Source organism: uncultured Pseudokineococcus sp. (assembly GCF_947499845.1).
GTDB lineage: Bacteria > Actinomycetota > Actinomycetes > Actinomycetales > Quadrisphaeraceae > Pseudokineococcus.
The window spans coordinates 18126-34714 of sequence record NZ_CANMPM010000010.1; the positions used below are offsets into that span (position 1 = coordinate 18126).

General features: G+C 79.6%; 13 protein-coding genes. 9 read left to right on the top strand and 4 right to left on the bottom strand.

Annotation, left to right across the window (positions count from 1 at the left end; translation table 11 throughout):
* Window positions 1-28: 28 nt before the first annotated feature.
* Window positions 29-1495, bottom strand: a complete 1467-nt coding sequence (locus Q0789_RS10685) for a CCA tRNA nucleotidyltransferase (protein WP_366917716.1) — start codon at window positions 1493-1495, stop codon at window positions 29-31.
* Between the two features lie 325 nt (window positions 1496-1820).
* Between Q0789_RS10685 and Q0789_RS10690 the strand changes: the two genes are divergently transcribed.
* From Q0789_RS10690 to Q0789_RS10730, 9 genes are all read left to right on the top strand, one after another.
* Complete coding sequence (locus Q0789_RS10690; protein ID WP_298804967.1) at window positions 1821-2525, top strand: NUDIX hydrolase; 705 nt, start codon at window positions 1821-1823, stop codon at window positions 2523-2525.
* A complete protein-coding gene (locus tag Q0789_RS10695; protein ID WP_298804968.1) occupies window positions 2518-5274 on the top strand; it encodes a DUF6049 family protein in 2757 nt (918 codons plus the stop codon). The genes Q0789_RS10690 and Q0789_RS10695 overlap by 8 nt, the downstream gene beginning before the upstream one ends.
* A complete protein-coding gene (gene murJ, locus Q0789_RS10700; protein ID WP_298804969.1) occupies window positions 5271-7010 on the top strand; it encodes a murein biosynthesis integral membrane protein MurJ in 1740 nt (579 codons plus the stop codon). Before Q0789_RS10695 ends, murJ begins: the two co-directional genes overlap by 4 nt.
* A gap of 142 nt (window positions 7011-7152) precedes the next feature.
* Window positions 7153-9210, top strand: coding sequence for a hypothetical protein (locus tag Q0789_RS10705; protein ID WP_298804971.1), 2058 nt, complete (start codon window positions 7153-7155; stop codon window positions 9208-9210).
* 101 nt (window positions 9211-9311) lie between these two features.
* Window positions 9312-10118 (top strand): RNA polymerase sigma factor SigM, encoded by an 807-nt coding sequence (gene sigM, locus Q0789_RS10710; protein ID WP_366917717.1) that lies wholly within the window; start codon window positions 9312-9314, stop codon window positions 10116-10118.
* Window positions 10115-11311 (top strand): hypothetical protein, encoded by a 1197-nt coding sequence (locus Q0789_RS10715; RefSeq protein ID WP_298804975.1) that lies wholly within the window; start codon window positions 10115-10117, stop codon window positions 11309-11311. Before sigM ends, Q0789_RS10715 begins: the two co-directional genes overlap by 4 nt.
* A 241-nt stretch (window positions 11312-11552) precedes the next feature.
* A complete protein-coding gene (gene trxB, locus Q0789_RS10720; protein ID WP_298804978.1) occupies window positions 11553-12566 on the top strand; it encodes a thioredoxin-disulfide reductase in 1014 nt (337 codons plus the stop codon).
* A gap of 56 nt (window positions 12567-12622) precedes the next feature.
* The gene (gene trxA / locus Q0789_RS10725) at window positions 12623-12946 is read left to right on the top strand and encodes a thioredoxin (protein WP_298804980.1); all 324 of its coding nucleotides are present in this window, start codon (window positions 12623-12625) and stop codon (window positions 12944-12946) included.
* A gap of 215 nt (window positions 12947-13161) precedes the next feature.
* Window positions 13162-14322 (top strand): N-acetylmuramoyl-L-alanine amidase, encoded by a 1161-nt coding sequence (locus tag Q0789_RS10730; protein ID WP_298804982.1) that lies wholly within the window; start codon window positions 13162-13164, stop codon window positions 14320-14322.
* Between the two features lie 190 nt (window positions 14323-14512).
* On the opposite strand, the gene Q0789_RS10735 is transcribed toward Q0789_RS10730, so the two are convergent.
* From Q0789_RS10735 to Q0789_RS10745, 3 genes are all read right to left on the bottom strand, one after another.
* The gene (locus Q0789_RS10735; RefSeq protein WP_298804984.1) at window positions 14513-15193 is read right to left on the bottom strand and encodes a GNAT family N-acetyltransferase; all 681 of its coding nucleotides are present in this window, start codon (window positions 15191-15193) and stop codon (window positions 14513-14515) included.
* A gap of 76 nt (window positions 15194-15269) precedes the next feature.
* The gene (locus tag Q0789_RS10740) at window positions 15270-15416 is read right to left on the bottom strand and encodes a hypothetical protein (protein ID WP_298804985.1); all 147 of its coding nucleotides are present in this window, start codon (window positions 15414-15416) and stop codon (window positions 15270-15272) included.
* 44 nt (window positions 15417-15460) lie between these two features.
* Complete coding sequence (locus Q0789_RS10745) at window positions 15461-16558, bottom strand: ParB/RepB/Spo0J family partition protein (protein WP_298804987.1); 1098 nt, start codon at window positions 16556-16558, stop codon at window positions 15461-15463.
* Window positions 16559-16589: the final 31 nt, after the last annotated feature.

The window sequence follows — 16589 nt, forward strand, 5'->3', positions numbered from 1 at the left end:
CCGGCGCGACGGCGCCGCGCCCGCCGGGTCAGCTCCCGACCGCCTCCGGCTGCTCGGCCCACCACGCGAGCAGCGCCTCGCGGGCCGCCTCCTCGCCCAGCGGCCCGCGGTCGAGGCGCAGCTCGAGCAGGTGCCGGTAGGCGCGGCCGACGACGGGGCCGGGCGGGACGCCGAGCGCCGCCATGATCTGGCCGCCGTCGAGGTCGGGGCGCACCGCGGCGAGCTCCTCGGCCTCCTGCAGCTCGACGATGCGGTGCTCGAGGGAGGCGTAGGCCGCCGCGAGCCGGGCCGCCTTGCGGCGGTTGCGGGTCGTCGAGTCCGAGCGGGTCAGCCGGTGCAGGCGGCTCAGCAGCGGCCCGGCGTCGGTGACGTAGCGGCGCACCGCCGAGTCGGTCCACTCCCCGCCCGCGTACCCGTGGAAGCGCAGGTGCAGCTCGACGAGGCGCGCCACCTGCTTCGTCGTCGCCGAGTCGAAGCGCAGGGCCTTCAGGCGCCGCGCCGTCATCTTGGCGCCGACGACCTCGTGGTGGTGGAAGCTCACGCCGCCGCCGGGCTCGAAGCGCCGCGTCGCGGGCTTGCCGACGTCGTGCAGCAGCGCCGCGAGCCGCAGGACGAGGTCGGGGCCCGGGACCGCGCCCTCGCCGTCCGCGCCGGCCGGGTCCTCGAGGGCGATCGCCTGCTCGAGCACCGTCAGCGTGTGCTCGTAGACGTCCTTGTGGCGGTGGTGCTCGTCGATCTCCAGCTGCAGGGCGGGCAGCTCGGGCAGCACGTGCTCGGCCAGGCCGGTCCCGACGAGCAGCTCGAGCCCCTCGCGGGGCGATGCGCCGAGGAGCAGCTTCTCCAGCTCCACCCGCACGCGCTCGGCCGAGACCATGGCGACGGTGCCGGCCCGCTCGGTCATCGCCTCGACGACCGCGGGGGCCACCCGCAGCCCGAGGGTGGAGGCGAAGCGGGCGGCGCGCATCATCCGCAGCGGGTCGTCGGCGAAGGAGTCCTCCGGCGAGCGCGGCGTGTGCAGCGCCCGGTGCGCGAGGTCGCGCAGCCCGTCGCACGGGTCGACGAAGGCGCCGTCGGGCAGGCGCACCGCCATGGCGTTGACCGTGAAGTCGCGGCGCACGAGGTCGTCCTCGAGCGAGTCGCCGAACTCGACGACGGGCTTGCGGCTCTGCCGGTCGTAGAGGTCGCTGCGGTAGGTCGTCACCTCGACGACGACGTCGCCCCGGCGCGCGCCGACGGTGCCGAAGGCCGCGCCCACGTCCCACGTGGCGTCGCCCCACGCCGCGAGCAGCCGCGCCGTCGCCCCGGGGCGGGCGCTCGTGGCGAGGTCGAGGTCGACGTCGGCCGGCCCGGTGAGCCGCCCCAGCAGCGCGTCACGGACCGGCCCGCCGACGAGCGCGAGCTCGTGGCCCTCGGCGGCGAAGCGGCGCCCCAGCTCCACGGCGTCCGGCGCGAAGGCCAGGAGGGCGGCCACGGCCTCGTCGCGCGCGCCCGCCACGGCGGCGGCCACGCCGCCGGCGCCCTCGGAGGACGAGCCCGGGGGAGCCTCGGTCGGGGCCTGCGGCCGGGCCTCGGGTCGGGCGTCGTCGGAGGCGTCGGGCACGCGCCGAGGGTGCCAGACCCCGCGCGCCCCCACGGCCTCGCCGCCCGGCCGCCCGCCCGGCCGCCCGCCCGGGCGTCCCGGGGTGGGCGGCGGGTGGTCAGCACGGGGCGGGTGGCGGCCCGCCGGTCCGGCCGGTCCGTGTGTTCCGAAGCGGTCACGACTGGTCGGGCACCCCCGTCGCGCCCCGGTCCGGCGCAGGGGCCGTCGTTACAGTGCTGGCATGCCCGTCCCGCCTGGCCGTCCGCTGCCGCGGGCGCGTGCGCCGCGGGAGGACGACGGCCTCCGGGCCCCCCGCGACGGGGGCGGCGCGACCTCGTCCGGGGGCGGGGGGCACCCCGTCGTCGAGGCGGACGACGCGGCGCGCGCCGAGGCCCCCGTCGGGAGCCGCGCCGCCGGGTCGGCGCACGAGCGGCCGCTGCCGGGCCGCAGCGGGCCGCGCGAGCACGGGCGGGCGCCCCGGTCCCGTGGGCCGCGCGCCCGCGGTGCCACGGTGGAGGAGACGTCGGCCGGCGGCCTCGTCGTCCGCGAGGCCGACGGCGTCGCGCAGGTGGCCCTCATCGCGCGCGTCAACCGCGCCGGCCGGCTCGAGTGGTGCCTGCCCAAGGGGCACCTCGAGGGCGAGGAGACGCCCGTCGAGGCCGCCGTCCGCGAGATCGCCGAGGAGACCGGCATCGTCGGCGACCCGGTGCGCCCCCTCGGCACCATCGACTACTGGTTCACCGCCGAGGGCCGCCGCATCCACAAGACCGTGCACCACTTCCTCCTGCGCGCCACCGGGGGCCGGCTCGGCGTGGAGGGCGACCCGGACGCGGAGGCCGTCGAGGCGGCGTGGGTGCCGGCTCCCGAGCTGGAGCGCCGCCTGGCCTTCCCGAACGAGCGCCGCATCGCCCGGGCGGCCGGGGACCTCCTCGGCGACGGTGGCTGAGGCGCGGCGCGGTCGCGCCGCCGTGGCCCTCGTCGCCCTCGCCGCCGGGGCGGCGGGAGCGCTGGGGTGGGCGCCCGCCGCGCGCGCCGGCGCCGTCCCGACCCTCCCGCCGACGCAGCAGCCGGGCCCGTCCGGCACCCAGGACCCCGGCACACAGGACCCCGGCGCCAAGGACGTCGAGGCCCAGGGCCTCGAGCAGCAGGCGCCCGCCCCCCAGCGGCCGGCCGAGGCCCCTGCCGCCGAGGACGCCCCGGACGCGGTCGACGTCGACATCACGGCGCTGACCAGCGCGCCGCTGCGACCCGACGACGTCCTCGCCGTCGGCGTCCGGGTGACCAACGGCACCGACGAGCCCGTCGAGGGCCTGACGGCGGAGCTGCGGCTGCAGCCCGACCTGCTGCGCACGCGCGACGCGCTGGGCGCGTGGAGCGGGGCGCCCGACGACGCGGCGGCCGGTGAGGTCCTCCTGGGTGAGCCCCTGCTGCAGCCCCTGGCCCCCGGCCGCTCGCGCGACCTGGTCCTGCGCCTGCCGGCGGACGGGCTCGGGTTGCCCGGTGACGACGCCTCCTGGGGCCCCCGCGGCGTCGCGGTGGACGTCGTCGACGCCCGGGGCTCGCGCCTGTCCGCCGACCGGGGCCTCGTCGTCTGGTACCCGGTGGCGGACGGCGCCGCGGTGCCGGACGTGGACGACCCGGCCCGCGTCGGCGTCGTCGTGCCGCTGACGGGCGCCGCGCCCGACGTGGGGACGGCGCTCGTCCCCGACGCGGAGATGGCCGACCTCGTCGACGGCGGCTCGGAGGGCTCGCGCGAGGGGCTCCTGGGGCGGCTGCTCGAGGTGGCTGCGGTCCCCGGGACCACCTGGGCGCTCGACCCGCTCCTGCTCGACTCGTCGGACCCCGGGACGGGCGAGCCGTCCGCGGACCAGGGGTCCGACGGCGCCGACGCCGGCGCCGAGCCGGGGCAGCCGGGCGCGGACGACGCGGCGGGCGACGCGGCGGGCGGGGCCGCGACGACGGCTGCCCCCGACGGCGCCGCCGCACCCCCCGCGGGCGCGCCCCGCGCCGTGACCGCGGCGGAGCCGACCGCGAGCGTGGCCGCGTGGCGCGCGGACCTCCTCGCCGCCGCTCCCGACCACGAGGTCCTGGCGCTGCCGCGCGGCGACGTCGACCTGCTCTCCGTGGCCGCCGCCGAGCAGCCGTCGCTGTGGGCCGCCGGGCTCCGGCAGGGACGCGCCTCCCTGGCGCGCGCCGGGCTCGTCGGGTCCCCCCAGCAGACGGACCCCCAGCAGGAGGACCCGCCGGCGGGCGGCGAGGCCGGCGCGGGCGTGCGCACCGACGTCGTCTGGCCGGCCCGCGGCGAGCTGGGCGAGCGCGGGGCCGCCCTGGCGGCGGGGCGGGGCGCGGTCGCCGCCCTCCTCGCCCCTCCCGGCGGCGGGACGTCCGACGGCGCGGCCGCTGTGCCCCTCGACCCGGGCGCCGGCACGGCGGACGGCGGCGAGCAGGGGGCGCTCACCGGCCTCGTCGCCGACGCGGACCTCACGACGCTGCTCGAGCGGGCCGCCACCCGGGGCGAGGACGACCCGCGGGCCGCCGCCCGCCTCCTGGCCGAGACGGCCGTGCTCGCCCGGGGCGGCGCGCCCGACCGCTCGGGCGGCCCGGCGGGGGCCCTCGTCGTGGCGCCGCGCGGCTGGGACGTCGACCCCGGGGCCGCGACCCGCGCGCTCGGCGCCCTCCTCGACGCGCCCTGGACCCGGGCGGCGCCCGCGACCGACCTTCCGGGCGGGCCCGGCGACGCCGACGCGGCAGCCGGGTCGGGGCGGGAGGGGGCCCTGCCCGACCGCGCGGACGGCGCACCGCCGCCGCCGCTGGACCCGGGCGTGCTGACGGCCGTCGCGGGCGCCCTCGCCACGACCGACGCCCTCGACGGCACCCTCACAGACGGCGCACCGCTCACCGCGGCGCGCCGCTCGCTCGTCGCGGCCGCGGCGCTGGCGCACCGGGGCGACGACGGCTGGGCCGCCGCGGCGGGAGCAGTCGTCGACGACGTCGCCGCCCTCTCCGGCGGCGTGCAGCTGCTGCAGGGCGGAGCCGTCACCGTCGTCGGCTCGCAGGCCTCCGTGCCGGTGACGGTCGCCAACGACCTCGGGCAGGACGTGCGCGTCGTCGTCGCGGCCGCGTCCTCCTCCCCCCGCGTGCGGGTGCGCGACGACGTGGCGACGACCGTCGCGGCGGCCTCCCGCACGCAGGTGCTCGTACCCGTCGAGGCGGTGGGCGGCGGCGACGCGCGCCTGCTGCTGCAGCTGCGCTCCCCCGACGGCGGCGCCCTCGGCCCGCAGGTGGCCGTGCCCGTGCGCGTCCGGCTGGAGTGGGCCGAGTGGGGCACCGCCGGGGTGGCCGCCCTCGGCGGCCTCGTCCTGCTCGCCGGCCTCGTGCGCAGCGTCCGCCGCGTGCGACGGCGACCCCCCGGCGAGGGGCCGCGGTCGTCCGAGCCGGTCGTCGCGGCCGGTGCGGGGCCCCCGCCGGGTGCGACCGCCGAGCCCCGCGCCGCAGCGGGTCCGCCCGCCGGCCCGGGCGCCGGCACCCCTCCCTCCCGCACGTCACCACCGGGCCGCCCGCCCCCGGGGTCCGACACCCCCGAGCCCCACCCGGCCGACGACCCGCAGACCCGCCCCCGCCGACCCGGCGCCCCTCCCGCCCGCCGGGCCGGTGGAGCCGCCCGCACGGGCGCCCCCGTCGAGGAGTCCCCATGAGCACGCCCAGCACGAGCCCCGCCGGGGGCGCCGCGCCCCCGCCCGACGCCGGTCCCGACGCCGCAGCCAGCACGAGCGGCGCCGGCGGCACCACCGGCGGCGGGCGCGGCCCCGCCGGCGTCCGCTCGCTCCTGCGCTCGAGCACCGTCATGGCGGCGGGCACCGCCGCGAGCCGCGCGCTCGGCCTCGTGCGCTCGGTCGTGCTCGTCGTGGCGATCGGCGCCGTCGGCACGGGCGCCGACGCCTTCGACGTCGCCAACCGGCTCCCGAACATCGTCTACCTGCTCATCGCCGGCGGCGTGCTCAACGCCGTGCTCGTGCCGCAGATCGTGCGCGCCTCCCGCGACCCCGACGGGGGCGCGGCCTTCGTCGACCGGCTCGTCACCCTCATCGTCACGGGGCTCGCCGCGGTCACGGCCCTGTGCATGGTGGCCGCGCCGCTCCTCGTGCGCGCCTACGCGTCGGCGTGGGGCCCGGACGAGCTGCGCCTCGCCACGGCCATCGCCCTGTGGGTCCTGCCGCAGCTCTTCTTCTACGGCCTCTACACGGTGCTCGGGCAGGTCCTCAACGCCCGCGGCAGCTTCGGCCCCTACATGTGGGCGCCCGTCGTCAACAACGTCGTCTCCATCGCGGGGCTCGCGGTCTTCATCGGCCTCTTCGGGCGCGCGGACGAGACGACGGGGCTCGACACCCTCGACCCCACGCAGGTCGCCGTTCTGGCGGGGACGGCGACGCTCGGCGTCGTCGCCCAGGCGCTCGTGCTGCTCGTGCCGCTGCGCCGGCTCGGTTTCACGTGGACCCCGCGCTTCGGCGTCCGCGGCGTGGGCCTGCGCAGCGCCGGGACGGTGGCGCTGTGGACCTTCGCCGGCATCCTCGTCTCCCAGGCCGGGTACCTCGTCACCGTGCAGGTGGCGGTCTACGGCTCGCAGGGGGCCGGGGAGCCCGTGCCGGAGGGCGTCGTGCTGCCCGGCCCGGCCGTGCTCGGGTACGCCTACCTGCTGTACGTCCTGCCGCACTCGCTCGTCGCCGTGTCCGTCGTGACGGCCCTCTTCACCCGCCTCTCGGGGCGCATCACCTCCGGTGACGTCGACGGCGCGCGGGCGGACATGTCCCTCGGCCTGCGGCTCCTCGGCGTCGTCTCGGTCCTGTCCGCGACGGGGCTGGTGGTGCTCGGCGCGCCCGTCGGCGTCCTGCTCTTCGGCCCGGGCGGCGGCGACGTCATCGGCGCGACGGCGGGCGCGATGGCGCTGGGTCTGCCCTTCTACAGCGCCCTCTACCTCGTCCAGCGCGGCTTCTACGCCCGCGAGGACGGCAAGCGGCCGTTCATCGGCGTCGTCGTGGCCGGCGTCGTGTCGGTCGTGCTCAACGTCGTCGTGGCGCTCGTGGTGCCGGCGGAGCTCGTGGTGGTGGGCCTCGGCGTCTCGCAGAGCGTCGGCAACGTGGCGGGCCTCGCCACCGCCCTCGTGCTCCTGCACCGACGGACGGGCTCCTTCGACGGCGCCCGCGTCCTGCGCCTGCACGTGCGCGTGCTCCTGTCGGCCGTCGTCGCCGGGCTCGCCGGCTGGGGCGCCAGCAGCGGCGTCCAGGCGCTCCTGTCCGGCATCACGAGCCGGCCCACCGCGCTCGCCGTCGTCCTCGTCGCGGGCGCCGTCGTCGTCGGCGTCTACGTCCTCATGCTCCGGGCCACGCGGGTGCGCGAGCTCGACGACGTCCTCGCGCAGGTCCGCCGCCGCTGAGGCCCCTCGTCCGCGGACGCGCCTCACGGACGGGTCGCCCCGCGCCGCCTACCCTGGCGCCGGCGGGGAGCAGCGGGGGCGAGGGGCCGTCGGCGGCCCCGGGCGCGGGCACGACCCGCGCGGACGACGGAGGTGGCACGCGGTGGAGGCAGGCAGCCCGCTCGTCGAGGGCGGCGTGCTCGGAGGGCGCTACCGGCTGGTGCGGCCCGTGGGAGGCGGCCGGGACGCCGAGGACGGCCGGCCGGCCGGGCGCCGGGGGGCCCGCACGTGGCGGTGCCACGACGTCGTCCTCGACCGCCCCGTCGACCTCCTGCTCGTCGCCGGGGGCGCCGAGCTCGTCGTCGACGCGGCCCGCCGCGCGGCCCTCGTGGACGACGCCCGGGTGCTGCGGGTCCTCGACGTCGGCGAGGACGCCGGCTGGGCCTACGTCGTCACCGCCGTGGTCCCGGGCGAGACCCTCGCCGCGCTCGTGCACCGCCGTGGGCCCCTGCCGCCGGCGCTCGCGCGCACCCTCGTCGGCGAGGCCGCGCAGGCCCTCGAGCGCGCCCGCGCGCTAGGCCTGCACCACCGCCGCCTCACGCCCTCCTCGCTGCTGCGCGCGGCCGACGGCGGCGTCGTCGTGGCCGGCGTCGAGGTGCACGCCGCCGTCGTCGAGGACGTGTCCCCCGGCGCCGCCGCGGCCGGCCACCGCAGTGACGACCACCGCGGCGAGGACCCCCGCGGCGGGGGGCGGGCCGGTGACGGCCGGGACGGCGACGTCGACCCCGCCGTCGCCGCGCGGGCCGACGCGGTGGGCCTCGTGGCGCTGCTGCACGCCGCGCTGACGGGCCGCTGGCCCGGCCCCCTGCGCGCCGAGGAGCCCGCCGGCGCCGGTGACGCGCTGGAGGACGCCGACGCCCCGCCGCTGCCGCTGGCGCCCCGCGCGGAGGACGGCCCGGTGCCGCCCGGCGACCTCGTCGACGGCGTCCCCGCCGACCTCGACGTCCTCTGCGCCGTCACGCTCGGCCCGCACGAGGACGGCCCGCGCACGCCCGGCGAGCTCGCCGAGCAGCTGGCCCCCTGGGTCTCCCCCTACGGCGACGGGCGGCCCGCCGGTGGCGCGCAGCGCGCGGGCCTCGGGCGCCTCGTCGCCGGGGGCGTGCCCGGCGCCCGGCGCCCCGACGAGCCGGCGCCCGGGCCGCGGCCCGACGGCGTCGTCCCGTGGGCCGGCGGCGGTGACGGCGGGGCGAGCGAGGAGGAGGTCCAGGACGTGCGGACGGAGGAGGAGCGCACCCGCGAGGTGGCCGCCGTGCGCGAGCCGGCGGCGGCGCTGGCCGGCTCCGGCACGGTCGCGCCCGCGGTGGTCGCCGGCGGCGGTGCGACCGGGGCGATGACGGCCTCGGCCGCCGCGCCGGGCGCCTCCGCGCTGCCCGGGGCCCGGTCGGCCCGCCCGGGCCGCTCGGGCCGACCCGCCCGCCCGGGGGCGGGCTCCGTCGGGGCCGGCGGCGCCGGGCTCTCCGGCGGGGACGGGGCTGGCGGCGTGCCCCGCGGGGGCGACGCCCTCGCGGCCGAGCCGCCCGAGCGGCCGGCGCGGGCCCAGACCGCCGTCGTCCTCGTGCTCGTCCTCGTCGCCGTGGTGGTGGCGGCCTGGCTCGCGCTCGGCGTCCTGCGCGACCTCGGCGGCGGCGGGGACGCGGCGCCCGCGCCCGGGGCGACGTCGTCCCCCGCGCCGAGCGCTTCGGCGCCGGCCGCGGACGGCCAGCAGCCCTCGCCGGAGCCGGCTCCCGCGCCGGCACCCCCCCAGGTCGTGGGCGCGCAGTCGATCGACCCCCTGGGCGACGGCGAGGAGGGCGACGACTCGGTCGGCGCCGCGCTGGACGGGGACCCGGCCACGGCCTGGACCTCCTCGACCTACACGACGGAGGAGCTCGGCAACCTCAAGGAGGGCTTCGGCTACGCCCTGCAGCTCGGCGAGGGCTCCACGGTGAGCGGCGTGGCCCTGACGACCGCGGGCTCCGGCGGGACGGTCGAGGTCCGCACCGCACCGGGCCCCGACCTCGACGGATCCCAGGTCGTCGCCACCGTCGACCTCACGGGCGGGACCACCGACGTCGCGCTGCCGCAGCCCGTCCAGACGCCGTACCTGATGCTGTGGTTCACGCGCCTGCCCGACGTCGGGGACGGCTTCCGCGTGGAGATGTCCTCCGTCCAGGTGCGGTGAGCGCGGTGCGCCCCGGCGCGCTCGGCCCCCCGGGGCCGCGCGACGAGGGCGGACCCGGCGCGGCGGGCCAGGACGTCAGGGACCAGGACGACGCGGCCCTCCTGCGCGCCCACGTGCGGGGGGAGCCCGACGCCTTCGCCGAGCTGGTGCGCCGCCACGGCCCGCGGCTGTGGGCCGTGGCGCTCGGTGTGCTGGGGGACCGGGAGGAGGCGGCCGACGCCGTGCAGGACGCCTTCGTCTCGGCGCTGCGGGGCGCCGACCGCTTCCGGGGCGAGGCGGCCGTCACCACCTGGCTGCACCGGATCGTCGTCAACGCCAGCCTCGACCGGCTGCGGCGGGCGCGGGTGCGGCGGACCGTGCCCCTGGACGCGCCGGCGCCCGGCGGCGGGGACGCCCCGCGCGGCGCCGTCGAGCGGCTGGCCGCCCGCGGTGACGCGGCGGCGGACGTGGACCTCGAGGTCGACGTCCGCGCCGCGCTCGACCGCCTGCCCGACCACCAGCGCGCCGCCCTCGTCCTCGTGGACCTGCACGACCTGCCCGTGGCGGAGGCCGCCGGAGTCCTCGGCGTCGCGGTGGGCACGGTGAAGTCGCGGTGCGCCCGCGGACGGACGGCGCTCGCCGCGCTCCTGCGCGAGCGCGGCCTCGACCCCCGCGCCCCCGCGGCTCCTGCGCGCCCCTCGGGGCCGTCGGGGTCGGGCGCCGCGGCCGGCGGGGCCGGGAGCGGTACCGGGGGGAACCGCACCGGCCGGCGCGACGTCCGAGAGGGCGGGGCGGCCTCCCGTCGGGAGGAGCCCGCCGGGACCGGCGTCCGCGACCGGGTGGCCCCCGACGCCGCCCCGCACGACCCCGCCCCGCACGACCCCCGTCCGCCTGATCGAGACCCCCGCGACCCCGAGGAGGTGCCGTGAGCGACCGGCCCCTCCCCGCCGACCCGTCGGACGACGACGAGCGCCCCGACGGCCTCTCCGACGACGTCCCCCACGGCGCCCCGGGCGACGTCCCCGGTGACGTCTCGCGGGCCCCGAGGGACGGCGACGAGCCTGCCGCGGACGTCCACGGCCCCGGAGGGCAGGCGCAGGAGCAGCCGCGCGAGAGCCCCGGCACGTCGTCGGAGGCCCGCCCGAGCGCCCACCCCACGGAGGAGGAGGTCGACGCGCTCCTCGACGCCGACCTCGTCGCGGTGCGGGAGCGCCGCGAGCGCGCGGACGGCGCGCCCCCGCCCGAGGCGCTCACGGCGGCGCACGTCCTGGGCTGCTCACGCTGCCAGGGCGTCCTCGCCGACATGCGGGCCGTGCGGGGCCTCCTGCGCCGCCAGGGGGCGGGCGCACCTCCCCCGCCCGACGACCTGGCGGACCGCATCGCCCGCGCCGTGGCCGACGACGCCGCCCGGGAGCGCCGCGCCGCCCGCTCCCGCCGCCGCCGCGCCGTCCTGACCCTCGCCGCCTCCGCGGTCGTCGTCGGCGGCCTCGGCACGGCCGTCGCCCTCCAGGTGCGCCCCCTCCAGGAGCGCGGGGCCCCGGCCGGGTCGGACCTCGCTGCCGCCCCCGCCGCCGCCGAGCCGCTGGTGATGGCCTCGGGCACCGACTACGGCCTCGGAACCCTGGGCGCGCAGGTCCGCGCCGTGCTGGCGGCGCCGACGACGGCCTCCGGAGCCGCGCCCGACCGCTCGGCGTCGTCGCTCGACGACCCCGCCGGGCCCGGTGGTGACACCTCCGGCGACGACGCGACCGGCGGACGGCCGGACGCCGGGCGGGCCGACAGCGCCCCGGCGGAGGGCGGCACCGGAGCGGGGGCCGAGGGGGGCGACGCGGCGCCGGCGAGAGGCGGCGACGCAGCACCGACGGCCCCCAGCGGGCTCGCGCGGGCCGACGAGCTCGAGCCCTGCCTGGCGGCGCTGGGGCGGCCGGACGCACGGGTCCTCGCGGTGGACACGGCGCGGTGGGAGGGACGCGCCGCCGACGTCCTCGTGCTCGACGGGCCGGCGACCGGCGGGACGGACGCCGGGGACCCCGCGTCCGCGCCGCTGGCCGTCTGGGTGGTCCGCCTCGGGTGCCGCGGGGGCGACGACGCGCTGCTGCACTACGAGGTCGTCCCGCGCTGACGACGGGAGCGGCTGTGCCACCGGACGAGCAGGGCCACCGCGGGGGGCCTCGTGGCGCGGGAACAGCCGCGGCCCCGCGCGGCGTTGGACGCGTCGACCGAGCAGGACCTCCGGCGGCCCCGACGGGGCCGGGGTGCTGGGAGCATGAGCGCGGGCGGCCTCCGCCCGGCGCCGGCGTCCGACGCACCACCGGGGCCCCGTCCGACCAGCGAGCACACCAGCAGCGAGGAGCGCAGCCAGCGTGACCGACGACGTCCGCAACGTGATCATCGTGGGCAGCGGCCCGGCGGGGTACACGGCCGCCATCTACGCGGCCCGGGCCAACCTGCAGCCGCTCGTCGTGGCGGGCTCCGTGACCGCCGGCGGGGCGCTCATGAACACCACGGAGATCGAGAACTTCCCGGGCTTCCCCGACGGGCTCATGGGGCCCGACCTCATGGACAAGATGCAGGCGCAGGCCGAGCGCTTCGGCGCGGAGGTCGTCTTCGACGACGCCGCGGAGATGCACCTCGAGGGCGACGTCAAGACGGTCGTGCTCGGCAGCGGCGCGGTGCACCGCGCCCGCACCGTCGTCCTGGCGCTCGGGTCGGCCTACCGCGAGATCGGCCTGGAGAACGAGAAGCGGCTCTCGGGCCGCGGCGTCAGCTGGTGCGCGACCTGCGACGGCTTCTTCTTCAAGGACCAGGACATCGCGGTCGTCGGCGGCGGCGACTCGGCCGTCGAGGAGGCCACCTTCCTCACGCGCTTCGCGCGGTCGGTCACCCTCGTCCACCGCCGCGACGAGCTGCGCGCCTCCAAGGTCATGCAGGACCGCGTCTTCGCCAACGAGAAGATGCGCTTCGCGTGGGACACCGAGGTCGTGGACGTGCTCGGGCAGGACAAGGTCACGGGCCTGCGGGTGCGCAGCACGACCGACGGCTCCGAGCGCGACATGGACGTGACGGGGCTCTTCGTCGCCATCGGCCACGACCCGCGCGTCGAGCTGGTCCGCGACCAGGTGCGCATCAACGACCACGGCTGCATCGACGTGGACGGCCGCTCGTCGCGCACCAACCTGCCGGGCGTCTTCGCCTGCGGCGACGTCATCGACCACGAGTACATGCAGGCCATCACCGCCGCGGGCAGCGGGTGCGCCGCAGCCCTCGACGCCGAGCGCTACCTCGCCGAGCTCGGCGACGCGGGCGGCCCGACGCCCGACGCCGCCCTCACCGAGGAGAAGCCGGAGATGGCCGGCACGGCGGGCAACCGCCCCTGACCCCGGCCCCCGGCCGACCCCCCGCAGCACCCCACCGCAGGAGAGCAGGAGCACCCGTGAGCACGAAGACCGTCACCGACGCCACGTTCGACGCCGAGGTCCTCCAGGCCGGCAAGCCCGTCCTGGTCGACTTCTGGGCCCCCTGGTGCGGCCCGTGCCGCCAGGTCTCCCCGATCCTCGAGGAGCTGGCGACCGAGTACGCCGACAAGATCGACGTGGTCAAGGTCAACACCGACGAGAACCCGCGCATCGCGGCGAGCTACGGCATCACCTCGATCCCCACGCTCAACGTGTACTCGGGCGGCGAGCTCGTGAAGTCCGTCGTCGGCGCCAAGCCGAAGCCGACCCTCGTGCGCGAGCTGTCCGACTTCCTCGCCTGAGCGCACCCGCACCACCGACGGCCCCCGGCCCTCCGGCCGGGGGCCGTCGTCGTCCGCCGGGGCACCCGGCCCCGCCCGTCGTGGTACGACACCCTCCGGGCCGGCCGCCGACCGCCCCCGTCCCACGGGCACCCGCTCGACCCGCGCACCCGCCCGACCGCCCGCCGGACCGACGCCCCCGGCTCGACATCCCGGCTCGACACCCTGGAGGACCCGTGCCCGTCCCCCCGCACCTGCTGCGCCGCGGCGACACCGGACCGCGCGTGGTCGGCCTCCGCGAGGAGCTGGCGCGCGCCGGCGCACCCGCCGGGGCCGACCCGGAGGAGGACGTCTTCGACGAGGCGCTCGAGCGGGTCGTCCGGGCCTTCCAGCAGGAGCGGGGGCTGCGGGCCGACGGCGTCGTCGGGCCGCAGACCTCCCGGGCCCTCGACGGCGCCCGCTGGCGGCTCGGGGACCGCGTCCTGCGCTTCGTCCCCGGCCACCTGCTGCACGGCGACGACGTCACGGCCCTCCAGGACCGCCTGCTGCAGCTCGGCCTGCTCGACGACCGCCGGGACGGGCGCTACGGGCCGCGCACCGAGGCGGGCGTGCGCGAGCTGCAGCGCAGCAGCGGCACCGCCGTCGACGGCGTCCTGGGCCCCGAGACGCTGGCCGCCCTGCGCCGCCTGGACCGGTCCGTCGGCGGGGGGGACGCGAGCGGCCTGCGCGACCTCGAGCGGACCGCGCAGGCCCGGCGGCGGGCCAGCGGCCGCGTGGTGCTCCTCGACCCGGCCCACGGCGGCGCGGACCGCGGCGCGGTCGGGCACGGCTTGGAGGAGGCCGAGGTCGTCCTCGACCTCGCCCAGCGCCTCGAGGGCCGTCTGGCCGCCTCCGGCACCACCGCCGTCCTCTCCCGAGGCGCCGACCAGCGGCCGTCCGCGGAGGAGCGCGCCGAGCTGGCCGAGTCGGTGGCCGCGGACGTCGTCCTGTCGCTCCACTGCGACGCGCTCGTCCCCGCCGGCCTGGACGCCGGGCAGGCCCTCCCGCCGGCCGCCGCCTCCGGTCTCGCGACCTTCTCGTGGGGCTCGGCCACCGCTCGCTCGACGGAGGGCGCGCGTCTCGCCGGGCTCGTGCACCGCGAGCTCCTCGCGCGCACCGGTCTGGTCGACTGCCGGACGCACACGTGGAACACCGACCTGCTCCGGATGACGCGGATGCCTGCCGTCCGCGTCGAGGTCGGCTACCTCACCTCGTCCGACGACGCCGCGCTCGTCCGTGACCCGGCCTTCCGGGACCGCTGCGCCGAGGCCCTGGCGGTGGCCCTGCACCGCTTCTTCCTCGAGGAGGAGGACGACGTGCCGACCGGCCTGCTGCCCGTCGTCGGTGCCGGCGCCTGAGGCCCCCGTCGCCGGGTCGCCCCGCGCTGACGCGGTCGCGCCCCTCCTGACCCGCTCCCACGGCGTCGTGCGCCTCCCTGTGGGTCCTCGCCTCGTCGACGCCGACGAGAGCGGGGGCACCACCCCGGACCGTCCAGGGGACCCGCGCCCGCGGGACGCGCGGGCGCCGGTGCGGCTCGCCCCGCCGGGCTCAGCCCAGAGCCGGTACGCGCAGGTCGGCGAGGATGCGGTCGAGCGCCCGCTCGACGTCCTCGCGCCAGGCGAGCGCCGTCCGCAGCTCCAGGCGCAGGCGAGGCCAGCGCGGATGGTCTCGCACCACCTCGAAGCCGACCTCGAGGAGGAAGCCCGCCGGCACGTGGCACCCGCCGCCGAGGCGGGCGGCGGGGACGTCGAGGCTCTTCCGGGGGGAGCCCGGTGGCGGCGCGTCGGCAGCCGTCCCCTCCTCGCCGCCGGCCTCGGCGAAGGCCTCGACCGCCCGCACGCCGCGGCGGGTCAGGTCCTTCGCCGCCGCCTGGACGAGCATCCGCCCGAGGCCGCCCCCGCGGTGGCCGGGCAGCACGCCCGCCGTCATGAGGAGCACCGCGTCGGCGCTGACGGGGGACGTGGGGTACTGGAGCGAGCGCGGGACGAGGTGCGGCGGGGCGTACGTCACGAACGCCGCGAGCTCCCGGTCGACGTGGACGACGCGCCCGCACGACCCCCACTCGAGGAGCGTCCTCGACAACCACGCCTCCTTCTCGAAGGCCGGGTCGCCCGACCGCCGCGCGGCGTCCGCCGCCGGGGCGTCGAGCTCCCAGCGCACGCAGGAGCGGCACGGGTCAGGGAGCGCGGCCACGTGCTCGAGGGACAGCGCGCTGATCGACCGGCTCACGGCCGGACCACCCCCCGTCGCCGCACGCCGCGTTCCACGTGGAACGCGTGCGGCGTCGCGATCACGGCGCCCACGGTCAGCGCGGTCGTCGCGGGTCGTAGCCCGCGCCGCGCCGGCGCGGCTGCAGGAGGGCGCCGAGGAAGGCCGCGGAGGCGCCGAGCGAGAGGCCGAGACCGACCGCCGCGGCCGTCGTGCGACGGCGACGGGCGCGCTCGCCCGCCACGGGGACCCTCCGCGCCCCGGCCCGCCCACCCCCCGCCGCCCGGGTCACGCCGCGCCGCCGCCGTCCGCGGAGGGGACGCCCTCGAGGGCGAGCACGCCGAGGATGCGCTCGAGGTCCTCGCGGCCGGCGAACTCGACGGTGAGGCGGCCCTTGCGGCGTCCGACGTTCACGGTGACGCGCGTCTCCAGCCGCTCGGACAGGGCCGTCGCGACGGCGTCGGCCCGCTCGTCGCGTGCGGCCGGGGCGGCGGAGCGCCGCGGCCCGGGGACGGCGTCGCCCGCCGCCACCGCCTCCTCCGTAGAGCGGACGGAGAGCCCCTCGGCGACCACGCGCTGGGCCAGGCGCTCCATGGCCGCCGCGTCCGGGAGGCCGAGCAGCGCGCGGGCGTGGCCCGCCGAGAGGACGCCGGCGGCGACGCGGCGCTGGACGAGCGGCGGCAGCTTGAGGAGCCGCAGCGTGTTGGAGATCTGGGGACGGGAGCGGCCGATGCGGCGCGCCAGCTCCTCGTGCGTGCAGCCGAAGTCCTCGAGCAGCTGGCCGTAGGCGGCCGCCTCCTCGAGGGGGTTGAGCTGGCTGCGGTGGAGGTTCTCGAGCAGCGCGTCGCGGAGCAGGACGTCGTCCTCGGTGCCGCGCACGATGGCCGGCACGACGTCGAGCCCGGCGCGACGGCTCGCCCGCCACCGGCGCTCGCCCATGACGAGCTCGTAGAGGACGCCCTCCGCGGCTGCCTCGCCGGCCGGCACGGGCCGGACGACGACGGGCTGCAGCACCCCGACCTCGCGGATGGACTGCTCGAGCTCGGCCAGCTCGTCCTCGTCGAAGACCTGCCGCGGCTGGCGGGGGTTCGGCCGCACGGCGCCGACCGGCACCTCGGCGAGCCGGATCCCGGGCACCTCGACGAGTGTCCCGTCGTCACGCGCGCCCGTCCCCTCGCTGTTCCACGTGGAACGCGCGTCGGCGTCCGACGCCCCGGCCGTCGGCTGCGCGCTCGCGGGGGTGCTGCCATCGGCGCCCTCGACGCGCGCCGCCACCTCATCGCGCTCGGCGGCGGGCCAGAACACGTCGCGGGGACGCTCGCCCTCCGGTCCGGAGGGGATGAGCGCGCCGAGGCCGCGCCCCAGACCGCGTCGTCGTTCCGTCATGCTGCTGCCCGTCCTGCTCGTCGCTGATGCT

Coding starts and splice junctions, on each gene's coding strand:
- Q0789_RS10690 (WP_298804967.1), top strand. CDS start 1,821: ATGCCCGTCCCGCCTGGCCGTCCGCTGCCGCGGGCGCGTGCGCCGCGG.
- murJ (WP_298804969.1), top strand. CDS start 5,271: ATGAGCACGCCCAGCACGAGCCCCGCCGGGGGCGCCGCGCCCCCGCCC.
- Q0789_RS10745 (WP_298804987.1), bottom strand. CDS start 16,558: ATGACGGAACGACGACGCGGTCTGGGGCGCGGCCTCGGCGCGCTCATC.